11 protein-coding genes are annotated in these 12,431 nt (G+C 71.1%); 1 reads left to right on the forward strand and 10 read right to left on the reverse strand.

Annotated features, from left to right (window positions below):
* Nucleotides 1-66: 66 nt before the first annotated feature.
* From gatB to AC6F7H_RS06040, 10 genes are all read right to left on the reverse strand, one after another.
* On the reverse strand, nt 67-1,578 hold the full coding sequence (gene gatB / locus AC6F7H_RS05995; protein WP_500755680.1) for an Asp-tRNA(Asn)/Glu-tRNA(Gln) amidotransferase subunit GatB: 1,512 nt from the start codon (nt 1,576-1,578) through the stop codon (nt 67-69).
* Nucleotides 1,579-1,593: 15 nt separating this feature from the next.
* The gene (locus AC6F7H_RS06000) at nt 1,594-1,833 is read right to left on the reverse strand and encodes a hypothetical protein (RefSeq protein WP_453757455.1); all 240 of its coding nucleotides are present in this window, start codon (nt 1,831-1,833) and stop codon (nt 1,594-1,596) included.
* Nucleotides 1,830-3,323: an Asp-tRNA(Asn)/Glu-tRNA(Gln) amidotransferase subunit GatA gene (gatA, locus tag AC6F7H_RS06005; RefSeq protein WP_500755682.1), complete on the reverse strand. Its 1,494-nt coding sequence runs from the start codon at nt 3,321-3,323 to the stop codon at nt 1,830-1,832. Before gatA ends, AC6F7H_RS06000 begins: the two co-directional genes overlap by 4 nt.
* A 5-nt stretch (nt 3,324-3,328) precedes the next feature.
* Entirely contained in the window at nt 3,329-3,625 is a 297-nt protein-coding gene (gene gatC / locus AC6F7H_RS06010; protein ID WP_031117542.1) for an Asp-tRNA(Asn)/Glu-tRNA(Gln) amidotransferase subunit GatC, read from the reverse strand.
* Between the two features lie 249 nt (nt 3,626-3,874).
* Nucleotides 3,875-6,265 (reverse strand): putative bifunctional diguanylate cyclase/phosphodiesterase, encoded by a 2,391-nt coding sequence (locus tag AC6F7H_RS06015; protein ID WP_500755683.1) that lies wholly within the window; start codon nt 6,263-6,265, stop codon nt 3,875-3,877.
* Nucleotides 6,266-6,524: 259 nt separating this feature from the next.
* Nucleotides 6,525-8,720: an NAD-dependent DNA ligase LigA gene (gene ligA / locus AC6F7H_RS06020; RefSeq protein ID WP_500755684.1), complete on the reverse strand. Its 2,196-nt coding sequence runs from the start codon at nt 8,718-8,720 to the stop codon at nt 6,525-6,527.
* A 14-nt stretch (nt 8,721-8,734) separates the two neighbouring features.
* A complete protein-coding gene (locus AC6F7H_RS06025; protein ID WP_500755685.1) occupies nt 8,735-9,742 on the reverse strand; it encodes a methionine synthase in 1,008 nt (335 codons plus the stop codon).
* 58 nt (nt 9,743-9,800) lie between these two features.
* Nucleotides 9,801-10,490, reverse strand: a complete 690-nt coding sequence (locus AC6F7H_RS06030; RefSeq protein ID WP_500755686.1) for an SDR family oxidoreductase — start codon at nt 10,488-10,490, stop codon at nt 9,801-9,803.
* Between the two features lie 128 nt (nt 10,491-10,618).
* On the reverse strand, nt 10,619-11,155 hold the full coding sequence (locus tag AC6F7H_RS06035; protein ID WP_109381206.1) for an LOG family protein: 537 nt from the start codon (nt 11,153-11,155) through the stop codon (nt 10,619-10,621).
* Nucleotides 11,152-11,955 carry a class I SAM-dependent methyltransferase gene (locus AC6F7H_RS06040; RefSeq protein WP_500755688.1) on the reverse strand — a complete coding sequence of 268 codons (804 nt, stop codon included), beginning with the start codon at nt 11,953-11,955 and terminating at the stop codon, nt 11,152-11,154. Before AC6F7H_RS06040 ends, AC6F7H_RS06035 begins: the two co-directional genes overlap by 4 nt.
* 78 nt (nt 11,956-12,033) lie before the next feature.
* Here AC6F7H_RS06040 and AC6F7H_RS06045 point away from each other — a divergent pair, with 78 nt between their 5' ends.
* A complete protein-coding gene (locus AC6F7H_RS06045) occupies nt 12,034-12,357 on the forward strand; it encodes a DUF427 domain-containing protein (protein WP_109381208.1) in 324 nt (107 codons plus the stop codon).
* Nucleotides 12,358-12,431 lie beyond the last annotated feature (74 nt).

Consider the following 12,431-nt stretch of genomic DNA (forward strand, 5'->3'; position numbering starts at 1 on the left):
TCGCCGCCGACCCCATGCCGAGGGGGTGCACCGGAGACCGGTGCACCCCCTGACCGCTGTGCGGGATCAGCCCTCGACGCCCAGCTGCTGAAGGATCAGCTCCTTCACGCGGGCCGCGTCCGCCTGACCGCGGGTGGCCTTCATGACCGCGCCGACCAGCGCACCGGCCGCCGCGACCTTGCCGCCACGGATCTTGTCCGCGACGCCCGGGTTGCCGGCGATGGCCTCCTCCACGGCGGCGGTGAGCGCGCCGTCGTCGGAGACGACCTTCAGTCCGCGCTTCTCGACCACCTCGTCCGGCGTGCCCTCGCCCGCGAGGACGCCCTCGATGACCTGACGGGCCAGCTTGTCGTTCAGGTCGCCGGCGTTCACCAGCTCGGTGACGCGGGCGACCTGCTCCGGCGTGATCGCCAGCTCGTCGAGCGCCTTGCCGGACTCGTTGGCGGCGCGGGCCAGCTCGCCCATCCACCACTTGCGGGCGGAGGCGGCCTCCGCGCCGGCGTCGATCGTGGCGACGATCAGGTCCAGCGCACCCGCGTTGAGGATCGCCTGCATGTCGGTGGCGCTCACGCCCCACTCCTCGCGGAGCCGGTTGCGGCGCACCAACGGCAGCTCGGGCAGCCCGGCACGCAGTTCCTCGACCCACTCACGGGACGGCGCCACCGGGACCAGGTCGGGCTCAGGGAAGTACCGGTAGTCCTCGGCCTCCTCCTTCACGCGGCCGGAGGTCGTCGACCCCGTGTCCTCGTGGAAGTGCCGGGTCTCCTGGATGATCGTCCCGCCGCCGTCCAGTACGGCGGCGTGCCGCTGGATCTCGAAGCGGGCGGCACGCTCCACGGACCGCAGCGAGTTGACGTTCTTCGTCTCCGAGCGGGTGCCGAACTTCTCCTGCCCGTGCGGGCGCAGCGACAGGTTGACGTCGCAGCGCATCTGGCCCATCTCCATCCGGGCCTCGGACACGCCGAGCGCCCGGATGAGCTCGCGCAGCTCACGCACGTAGGCGCGCGCGACCTCGGGAGCGCGCTCACCGGCACCGGTGATCGGCTTGGTGACGATCTCGATCAGCGGGATGCCGGCGCGGTTGTAGTCGAGCAGGGAGTGGGACGCGCCGTGGATACGGCCGGTGGCGCCGCCGATGTGCGTCGACTTGCCGGTGTCCTCCTCCATGTGGGCGCGCTCGATGTCCACGCGGAAGGTCTCGCCGTCCTCCAGCTGTACGTCGAGGTAGCCGTTGAAGGCGATCGGCTCGTCGTACTGGGAGGTCTGGAAGTTCTTCGGCATGTCCGGATAGAAGTAGTTCTTCCGGGCGAAGCGGCACCACTCGGCGATCTCGCAGTTCAGCGCGAGGCCGATCTTGATCGCGGACTCGACGCCGGTCGCGTTGACGACCGGGAGCGCGCCCGGCATGCCGAGACAGGTGGGGCAGGTCTGGGTGTTCGGATCGGCGCCCAGTGTGGTCGAGCAGCCGCAGAACATCTTGGTCCTGGTGCCGAGCTCGACATGGACCTCGAGGCCCATGACGGGGTCGTACGACGCGAGTGCGTCCTCGTACGACACCAGGTCGGTCGTGGTGGTCACGGTGAAACTTCCCTCTCAGCCCAGCAGGACGTCGTCGTCGCCCAGCCGCTTCAGCTCGCGGTAGAGGATGGCGAGGTTGGTGACGACGGCGGTGGCGGTGACGACGGCGTCGATCAGCCGCAGCGTGTCGTTCTCGCCACGCGCCTTCTTGATCTGCTTGTAGACACCCACGGCGCCGAACGCCGAGGTGGCCATCGAGACGTACAGACCCGACTTGGACTTCTTGAAGCCCTTGGCCTTGGACAGTGCGCTCACAGCGACGGAGCCTCCTCGATCAGCGGGTGCCCCCACTTTTCCACGAAGGCGGCCTCGACGGCGGCACCCACCTTGTAGAGGCGGTCGTCCTTCATGACCGGGGCGATGATCTGCAGCCCGACCGGCAGGTTGTCCTCGGGCGCGAGACCGCAGGGCAGCGACATGGCCGCGTTGCCCGCCAGGTTGGTCGGGATGGTGCACAGATCGGCGAGGTACATCGCCATCGGGTCGTCGGCGCGCTCGCCGATCGCGAAGGCGGTGGTGGGGGTCGTCGGGGAGACGATCACGTCGACCTGCTCGAACGCCTTGTCGAAGTCCTGCTTGATGAGCGTACGGACCTTCTGGGCGCTGCCGTAGTACGCGTCGTAGTAACCGCTCGACAGGGCGTACGTGCCGAGCATGATGCGGCGCTTGACCTCCGGGCCGAAGCCGGCCTCACGGGTCAGCGAGGTGACCTCCTCGGCGGAGTGCGCGCCGTCGTCGCCGGTCCGCAGGCCGTAGCGCAGGCCGTCGAAGCGGGCGAGGTTGGAGGAGCACTCGGACGGGGCGATCAGGTAGTACGCCGACAGGGCGAGGTCGAAGGACGGGCAGTCCAGCTCGACGATCTCGGCACCCAGCTCCTTGAGCAGCTCGACCGACTCGTCGAACCGCTGGATGACGCCGGCCTGGTAGCCCTCGCCGCGGAACTGCTTGACCACGCCGACGCGCATGCCCTGGGCCGAGCCGTTGCGGGCGGCCTCGACGACCGGCGGGACCGGGGCGTCGACGGAGGTGGAGTCGAGCGGGTCGTGTCCGGCGATGACCTCGTGCAGCAGGGCCGCGTCCAGGACCGTGCGGGCGCAGGGGCCGCCCTGGTCGAGGGAGGAGGAGAACGCCACCATGCCGTAGCGGGAGACCGCGCCGTAGGTCGGCTTCACACCGACCGTTCCGGTGACGGCGGCCGGCTGGCGGATGGAGCCGCCGGTGTCGGTGCCGATGGCGAGGGGGGCCTGGAAGGAGGCGAGCGCGGCGCTCGACCCGCCGCCGGAGCCACCGGGGATCTTGGTGAGGTCCCAGGGGTTGCCGGTCGGGCCGTAGGCGCTGTTCTCGGTCGACGACCCCATGGCGAACTCGTCCATGTTGGTCTTGCCGAGGATGACGACGTCGGCGGCCTTGAGCCGCTTGGTGAGCGTCGCGTCGTACGGCGGGATCCAGCCCTCGAGGAGCTTGGAGCCGACGGTGGTCGGGATGCCCTCGGTGGTGAAGATGTCCTTGAGCGCGAGGGGCACGCCGGCCAGCGGGCCGAGCTTCTCGCCCCTGGCGCGCTTCTCGTCGACGGCACGGGCCTGCGCGAGGGCGCCCTCGCGGTCGACGTGCAGGAAGGCGTGCACCTTCTCGTCGACGGCCTCGATCCGGGCCAGGTGTGCCTCGGTGACCTGGACGGCCGTGAACTCGCCGGAGGCGATCTTCGCGGCGGTGTCGGCGGCCGTGAGCTTGATGATGTCCGTCATGGAATTCAGTCCTCCCCCAGGATCTGCGGCACCTTGAAACGCTGCTGCTCCTGGGCCGGGGCGCCGGAGAGCGCCTGCTCGGGGGTGAGCGAGGGACGGACCTCGTCCGGGCGCATGACGTTCGTCAGCGGCAGCGGGTGCGAGGTCGGCGGTACGTCTTGGTCGGCGACCTCGCTGACGCGGGCCACCGCGCCGATGATGTCGTCGAGCTGGCCTGCGAAGTGGTCGAGTTCTTCGGGCTTCAGCTCCAGACGCGCCAGCCGGGCGAGGTGGGCGACCTCCTCGCGCGTAATGCCAGGCATGCAGCGATCCTCTGGGGTGAGTGTGCGGTTCGGGGCTAGGGCCGTCGCGATCCGGGCCAGACGTGGAGCGGCGGGCGGGAAGGTGACGACAGGCCCCAATCCTATGGGGCGCCGCCCCATACCCGTGAAACGGTTTCCCCCGCCCCCGAAATCACGGCACACCGGTGCCGCGATCAGGATGCCGGAACCCGGGCCGACACCGCCCCCCGACACCCCCGGCCGCACTCGCCCGGTCGGCACGGGACGGTGTCAGGCCGGGCGGGTCGAGTCGTCGGATGCTGCCGCCGGGAGGGCCACCGCCGGGCGCTCCCAGCCCCGGGAGCCGCGGGCGAGGAGCCAGGCCGTGGTCTCGTCGGGCGGCATCGCGGCCGCGACCAGCCAGCCCTGGACGGCGTCGCAGCCGAGGTCGCGCAGGCGTTCCCAGGTCTCGTCGTCCTCGACGCCCTCGGCGACGACGAGCAGGCCGAGCGAATGGGCGAGGTCGACGGTGCAGCGCACGATCTCGGCGTCCTCGGGGTCGACGGCCAGCCGGGCCACGAAGGAGCGGTCGATCTTCAGTTCGCTGACGGGCAGCCGCCGCAGGTGCACGAGCGAGGAGTAGCCGGTGCCGAAGTCGTCCAGGGACATCTTCACGCCGTGGCCGGTCAGCGCGTTGAGGGTGTCGGCGGCGCGCTGCGGGTCCTCCAGGAGGACGTGCTCGGTGATCTCGAGCTGGAGCGCTCCCGTCGGCACGCCGTGCCGGGCCAGGCGCGCCGCGACGGAGCCGGCGAAGCCGGGGCTGTGGACGTCGCGCGGGGAGACGTTGACCGCGACCGGCACGTACAGGCCCTGGGAACGCCACCGGGCGACCTGCCCGAGGGCGGTCTCCAGCACGTACTCGGTGAGGTGCGGCATCAGGCCGGAGGACTCGGCGATCGCTATGAACTCGTCCGGCGGGACCCTGCCGCGCTCCGGGTGCACCCAGCGGACCAGGGCCTCCATGCCCGCGACCTGTCCGTCGAAACGGACCTTGGGCTGGTAGTGGAGCTGGACCTCGTGGGCGTCCAGGGCCCGGCGCAGATCGCCCAGCAGTCCCAGCCGGTCGGGTGTGTTGGAGTCCCGCTTGGACTCGTAGACCTCGACGCCGGTGCGGTCCCGTTTGGCCTGGTACATCGCCACGTCCGCCCGCCGCAGCAGCCCCTCGGCGTCGAGGGCGTGGTCGGGGAAGACGGCGACGCCCGCGCTGGCCTCCAGCACGAGGGTGAGCCCGTCGAGGTCGAGCGGCGAGCTGAGCGCGGAGACCAGACCGCGGGCGACCCGGGTCGCGGACGTCGTGGAGTCGGCGACAGGCAGTAACACGGCGAACTCGTCGCCACCGAGCCGCGCGGCCTCCGCCCCGCGCGGCAGGGCCAGCCTCAGCCGGTCGGCGATCTGCAGCAGCAGCCGGTCACCGGCAAGGTGACCGAGAGTGTCATTGACCGATCGAAAACGGTCGAGGTCGATCAACATCAGGGCGGCGCGGGTGCCGACGCGCTCGGCCTCGTCCAGCGCGGTCCAGATGCGCTCCAGCAGCCACTGGCGGTTGGGCAGCCCGGTCAGCGGATCGCGCAACTGCTCCTCCGCCCGGGCCCTGGCTATCCACAGGGTGGAGTCGAGCGCGATCAGCGGGATGGCGAACAGGGGCAGCAGGATCGGCCGGGCGTACACGACCACGCAGATCAGCGGCGCTATGCCGAGCAGCGCGACCGCGACCAGGCCCTGTCTGACCAGGGCGGTGCGGGCGACGGTGGGCAGTCCGGCGCGCGGGGTGTGCAGGTACCAGAGGAGGGTGCGGGTGACCACGAGATACGCGGCGGCGGCCAGCACCACCTCGGCAGCGGTGTGCAGGCCCCAGGTCTCCGGGGTCGAGGGGGACTCGACGGACGGTACGGACCCGAAGAGGGCCGGCACCAGCGCGCCGGCGCTGATACCGAGCAGGTCCACCGCGCCGTGCAGGACGCCCTGACGCCAACGGCCCCGCCTGGCTGTGCCGACCAGCACGACCACGGTGAGGCTGACCAGGCCGGCCGGGACCCAGCCGTAGAGCAGCAGCACCGCGAGGGTGACGGCGCTGCCCGAGCCGGTGCCGCCCCACCAGCGGGAGCGGCCCAGCATCACCAGGTGACCGACGATGATCCCGGTCAGTACGGCCAGCGACCAGCCGACCCGGCCGGACGGGAAGAGCGCGTGACCGCCGGTGAACGCCCGCAGGAAGCCGATGCCCAGCACGAACGCGGCCGCCGCGACGACCGCGGTGGGCAACGCGGGCCAGGACAGGTGGCGTTCGGTGTCCGCTTCGGGCAGTCCGGTGCGGTGCGGGGGCAGTCCGGTGCCCGGCGAGGACGCTCGGGGACCGCGTGGCGACCGTCCCGGACCGTGCGGGGGCCGCCCGGGAGCGTATCCGGCCGCAGGCCGTCCGACAGCCGCCTGCCCGGCGACCGGCGGTCCGGCTCCGCGCGTGTTCCCCGCGCGCGCGTCCGCGCTGTACGCCACCGGGCGTCCTTGGATGCCCGGATGCCACGCGGGCCGTCCGTCCCCACGTCTGCGTCGCCCTACGGCCGCCACGCGGCGCAGGCCCAGGCGCAGCCGTGAGCCCGGGGCGGCGCTCTCGGTGGGTTCCATTCCCGTCCCTCTCACAGCCGGCGGTGCCCACGCCACACGGCTCGGTGCCCGACTACCCTCAGCGGCTCCGTGGTAGAAAGCCCTTCCACGGTCCCGTCATGAACACAGGGATGCCCCGACCGCAGCTGGGCACGGCAGGCGCACATCCCAACAGTAGGCCGCAGAGGGCTCTCAGGGGCACCGGTCGCCGACGGTTGCCCGAATGCGCCCCAGCCACCCGTATGCATCTGGTATGCGCCGATCAGGTGGCCTCCCACCGCTACTCCTCGGTCTGAAGTGCCATGTCGGAGGCTGCTTCCGGCCCTTCTTCGAGAAGAACGGTGAAGCCCTCCTCGTTCAGAACCGGCACCTTGAGTTGCATCGCTTTGTCGTGTTTCGACCCGGGGTTGTCTCCCACGACGACGAAGGACGTCTTCTTCGAGACCGAACCGGTCACCTTCGCTCCCCGGGTCTGCAGCGCCTCCTTCGCGCCGTCCCGGGTGTAGTGCTCCAGGGTTCCGGTCACCACGACCGTCAGTCCCGCCAGTGGACGCGGTCCCTCGTCCTCGCCGGACCCCTCGTCCTCCATGCGGACACCGGCCGCCCGCCACTTGCGGATGATCTCGCGGTGCCAGTCCTCGGCGAACCACTGCTTGAGGGAGGCGGCGATGATGCCGCCGACGCCCTCGGTACCGGCCAACTCCTCCTCCGTGGCCTGCTCGATCCGGTCGATGGACCGGAACTCCCGGGCCAGCGCCTCGGCCGCGACCGGGCCGACGTGCCGGATGGACAGGCTGGTGAGGACCCGCGCGAGCGGGCGTTCCTTGGCCGCCTCGATGTTCGCCAGCATCGCGACCGCGTTCTTCCTCGGCTCGCCCTCCTGGTTGGCGAAGACCGTGGCGATCTTCTCCTCGCCCGTCTTCGGGTCCCGCTTGGGCAGACCGCTGTTCTGGTCGAGGACGTACGCCTTGATGGGCAGCAACTGCTCGACGGTGAGGTCGAACAGGTCGCCCTCGTCCCTCAGCGGCGGCTCCTTCGGCTCCAGCGGCCTGGTGAGCGCCGCCGCGGCGACATAGCCGAAGTGCTCGATGTCCAGTGCCTTGCGGCCCGCGAGGTAGAACAGCCTCTCTCTCAACTGGGCAGGGCAGGCACGGGCGTTGGGACAACGCAGGTCGACGTCGCCCTCCTTCATCGCGCGCAGCGGCGTGCCGCACTCCGGGCACTCGCCCGGCATCACGAACTCACGCTCACTGCCGTCACGCAGGTCGGCGACCGGACCGAGGATCTCCGGGATGACGTCACCGGCCTTGCGCAGCACCACCGTGTCACCGATGAGGACGCCCTTGGCCTTGACCACGTCCTGGTTGTGCAGCGTGGCGAACTCCACCTCGGAACCGGCCACGGTGACCGGCTCGACCTGCGCGTACGGCGTGACCCTGCCCGTACGGCCCACGCCCACACGGATGTCGACCAGCCTGGTGTTGACCTCCTCGGGCGCGTACTTGTACGCGATGGCCCAGCGCGGGGCGCGCGAGGTGCTGCCGAGGCGGCCCTGGAGCGGGATCTCGTCGAGCTTGACCACCACTCCGTCGATCTCGTGCGCCACGGAGTGCCGGTTCTCGCCGTAGTGCGCGATGAACTCCCGTACGCCGGCGAGGCCGTCGACGACCCTGTTGTGCGGGGAGGTGGGCAGCCCCCAGGTCTTCAGCAGGTCGTACGCCTCGGAGAGCCGGGACAGGCCGGTGAACCCCTCCAGGGCACCGATGCCGTGGACGACCATGTGCAGCGGACGGCCGGCGGTGACGCGCGGATCCTTCTGGCGCAGCGAACCCGCCGCCGCGTTGCGGGGGTTGGCGAAGGGCTTGTCACCGGCCGCCACCAGGCGGGCGTTGAGCCCCTGGAACTTCTCCATCGGGAAGAAGACCTCGCCGCGGATCTCCACGAGGTCGGGCACCTCGTCGCCCCCCAGCCTGTCCGGGATCTCGGCGATGGTACGGACGTTGGGCGTGATGTCCTCGCCGGTGCGGCTGTCGCCCCGGGTCGCCGCGCGGACCAGGCGTCCGCGCTCGTAGGTGAGGTTCACGGCGAGGCCGTCGACCTTCAGCTCGCACAGGAAGTGGAACTCCTGCTCACCCAGCTCCTTGTGGATGCGCTCGACCCAGGCGGCGAGGTCGTCGTCGTTGAAGGTGTTGTCGAGGGAGAGCATGCGCGAGACGTGCTGCACGGAGGTGAACTCCGTCGCGTACGCCCCGGCGACCTTCTGGGTCGGCGAGTCGGGCGTGCGCAGCTCCGGGTACTCCTCCTCCAGTGCCTCCAACTCCCGCAGCAGCCGGTCGAACTCGGCGTCGCTGATGACGGGCGCGTCGTTCACGTAGTACCGGAAGCGGTGCTCCTCGATCTGCTCAGCGAGCCTGGCGTGCTGCTCCCGTGCCTCGGCCGGCACGCTCGTCGTCTCCGCCTGCTTGTCACCCGCCACCGTGTGTCCTCCCGTTACTCTGGGTTGTCCGCCAGGGATCTCGCCGCCCGGACGCAGTGCGTGTAAGCCTTGCGCGCGTACTCCGGGGAGGCCCCCGCGAGTCCGCACGCCGGAGTGACCGTGACCGCCTCCGGGAGAAGGCCCGGCCGCAGCCCCAGCCTGCGCCACAGCGTTCTGACACCCATGACGCTACCGGCAGGGTCTGACAACGGGCCGTCCGTGCCCGGCACGACCCCGGTGAACAGCCGGGTGCCGCTCTCCACCGCCTCCCCGATCACTTCGTCGTCACGCTCGGTGAGAAGCGAGAAGTCGAAGGAGATCGCCTGCGCGCCCGCCCGGCGCAGCAGGGCGAACGGCACGTCCGGCGCGCACGAGTGGATCACGACGGGCCCGCCGTCGTGCGCCCCGACGACGTCCCGCAGCGCGGCCTCGACCAGCTGCCGGTCCACCGCGCGGTGGGTGCGGTAGCCGCTGGCGCTGCGCACCCGGCCGCGCAGGACGTCGGTGAGGGACGGCTCGTCGAGCTGGAGGACGAGCCGCGCGCCGGGCACCCGGCGCCGCATCTCGTCGAGGTGCAGACGCAGCCCCTCGGCGAGCGAGGCGGTGAGGTCGCGGCAGGCGCCGGGGTCGGAGAGGGCGGCCTCCCCATTCCTCAGCTCCAGCTGGGCGGCGAGCGTCCAGGGACCCACGGCCTGCACCTTCAGCGGACCTTCGTACCCCTGGGTGAACTCCTCCAGCGCGTCGAGGTCCTCGCCGAGCCAGGAGCGGGCCCGCCTGGTGTCCCGCCCCGGCCGGTCCCCGATCCGCCAGCCGCTGGGCTCCACGCGCGCGTACAGCTCGACGAGCATCCCGGCGGTGCGTCCGATCATGTCCGCGCCGGGCCCCCGGGCGGGCAGTTCGGGCAGGAACGGAAAGTCCTCGAAGCTTCCGGTGACGGTCTTGACGGCCTCGCGGGCGTCCCCGCCCGGCATCGACCCGATCCCGGTCGCGGCCCCGAACCTGAACTGGCTGTTATCGCTCACCGGAGAAGCGTACGGAACGGTTCGGGAGTCCCGCGTCCCGGTCCGTACGCCCGTGGGGTCAACGTCCCGGCCGTACCGTCAGATCGTTGACCTCCGCGTCCCCGGGCAGGTCGAGGGCCATGAGAATGGTCGTGGCGACCGACTCGGGGTCGATCCACCGGCCGGGGTCGTAGTCCTTGCCCTCCTGCTGGTGGACCTTGGCCTGCATGGGGCTGGCGGTGCGGCCGGGGTAGACCGAGGTGACGCGGACCCCGTTGTCGTGCTCCTCCTCGCGCAGCGAGTCGGCGAGCGCCTTCAGGCCGTGCTTGGAGGCCGCGTAGGCGGACCACTGGGCGTGGGCGTTCAGTCCGGCGCCGGAGTTGACGAAGACCACGTGGCCCCGGCTCGCGCGGAGCTGGGGCAGGAAGTGGCGGGTGAGTTCGGCGGGGGCGACGAGGTTGACGTCGAGCTGGTGCCGCCAGGTCTTCGGGGTCAGCTCGCCGACCGTGCCGAGGTCGACGACGCCGGCGATGTGCAGCAGGGAGTCCACCCGGTCCGGGAGCGACTGGTGGGAGAAGGCCCAGCTGAGCCTCTCGGGTTCCGCCAGGTCGCCGACGAGGGTCCGCGCCCCGGGGAACGCGGCCGCCAGCTCCTTCGCCCGCCCCGCCTCACGCGCGTGCAGCACGAGTTCGTCGCCACGCGCGTGCAGCCTGCGGGCGACGGCCGCGCCGATGCCGGAGCCCGCTCCGGTGATCACATGTGTAGCCATGCCGCCATGTTCGCATCACGCACGGTCAGGGCCTGGATCGGGTTCTCCCGTGGAGGAAGGAGCGGCGTTCGGTGCGTGCTCTTGGTGTGCTGGGCGTCGCGACGCCACGGGAGAACCCGAGCCAGGCCCTAGATGCCCTGGCTCTCCTCCAGGTACGCCAGTGCGCCCACGGGGTCCTCGGCGAAGAACACCAGATCGGTGAGGGCGCGGGGCAGGAAGCCCTCGTCCTCCATCCGGCGGAACTGCGTCTTGAGGCCGTCGTAGAAGCCCGCGGTGTTCAGCAGGACCACCGGCTTGTCCGTGTGCCCGTGCTTCTTCAGCTCCAGGATCTCGGTCGCCTCGTCCAGCGTGCCGGTGCCGCCCACCATGATCACCACCGCGTCGGCCTTCTCGAGGAGCAGGCGCTTGCGCTCCGCCAGGTCGGGGGCGATCACCATCTCGTCGGCACCCCGGCGCGCCTTCGCCGCCAGGAACTCCACCGAGACACCGAGGAGCCGCCCGCCCGCCTCCTGCACCCCGTCGGCGACGACCTTCATCAGGCCGACGTCGGAACCGCCCCACACCAGGGTGTGGCCACCCTTGCCCAGCAGTCGGGCGAACTCCCGCGCGGGGCCCGTGTAGCGCTCGTCCAGGTCGGCCGCGGAGAGGAAGACGCAAATGTTCACGGGCCCACGATACGGGCCCGGTCGGACACCACGGTGAGCCGCATCCTGGACTGCCGGTGCGGCAGTTCCTCCCAGTCCTCCATGAACCGTGCCGACAGACCGTGCTCGGCGGCCAGTCCGGCGAGCGTCTCGGTCCGGTAGTAGAAGTCCTCGTGCAGGACGTGGTGCTCCTCTCCCTCCGTGCGGTCGAACGTGAAGTCGAGGAACCCGCCCGGGGCGAGCACCCGGCCGACGTGCGCGAAGCACTCCTCGATGACGTGCCGGGGCGAGTGGGAGAAGACGCTGTGCGCGTGCACGACGTCGAAGTGCCCGGCGGGCAGAAAGGCGAAGGTCAGATCGTCGGCGAGGGCCAGATGGGGCAGCTTCGCCTGGAGCCCCTCGCGCACCACGGTGTCCTGGGCGGCCAGCAGGATGTGCGGCGAGATGTCGATGCCGTAGTAGTGACCGGTTTCGAGGTGGTCGATGAAAAGACGCCCGGCGCGCAGGTTGCCGCAGCCGATCTCCAGCATCCGGTGCTGCGGGCTCAGGCCGTGCCCGACCAGGTAGTCGAACTGCATCCGGCCGATGCGGGCCCATTGTTCCCTCGAGGGGTTGTGCCCCACCGCCGCCTCGACGCTGCGGGCCGCGTCGGAGGCCATCACGGCCCGGTAGTAGGAGATGTGGTCGCGGTGCCGCAGCCGCAGCCAGGCGTCACGCAGCAGCCGCCGGACGTGGCGGGGGACGCGCCGCGGATGCCGCACGGCGTAGCGGGCCTGGTGGGCGAGGGTGCTGCGGTTGCGGCCGGCGTCCTCGGCTCCCATGGTGCCTCCTGAGGGGAAGAAGTCGGCTTCAGCGTGCGCTGTATCCGTCGACCCGGCCACCCGAGAGGAGCGCGGACCGTGACCAGTGGACACCGCATCACCGTCGAGCGGAGCGACCGACACGTGCGCGTGGTGCACGGCGGGGAGGTCCTGGCCGAGAGCGACCGGGCACTGGTGCTGCGCGAGACGGGTTGTCCCGCCCGGTACTACATCCCGCCCGAGGACGTACGGCTCGACCTGTTGACCCCGTCCGGGACCCACACCCACTGCCCCTTCAAGGGCACCGCGTCCTACTGGTCGCGCCCGGACGCGGCCGATCTCGTCTGGGCCTACCCGGACCCGAAGCCCGCCGTCGGCGACATCAAGGACCACCTGTGTTTCTACGACGTGGAAGTCCGATGATCGGATAGAAGGGTTGCGATCGACGGACGCGCGGCCCGCCTCACCCATGATCGGGCCGCGGTGCGGCAGTCTGC

Source organism: Streptomyces sp. MMS24-W38 (assembly GCF_059889265.1).

Coding starts and splice junctions, on each gene's coding strand:
- AC6F7H_RS06030 (WP_500755686.1), bottom strand. CDS start 10,490: ATGGCTACACATGTGATCACCGGAGCGGGCTCCGGCATCGGCGCGGCC.
- gatC (WP_031117542.1), bottom strand. CDS start 3,625: ATGCCTGGCATTACGCGCGAGGAGGTCGCCCACCTCGCCCGGCTGGCG.
- gatA (WP_500755682.1), bottom strand. CDS start 3,323: ATGACGGACATCATCAAGCTCACGGCCGCCGACACCGCCGCGAAGATC.
- AC6F7H_RS06015 (WP_500755683.1), bottom strand. CDS start 6,265: ATGGAACCCACCGAGAGCGCCGCCCCGGGCTCACGGCTGCGCCTGGGC.
- AC6F7H_RS06040 (WP_500755688.1), bottom strand. CDS start 11,955: ATGGGAGCCGAGGACGCCGGCCGCAACCGCAGCACCCTCGCCCACCAG.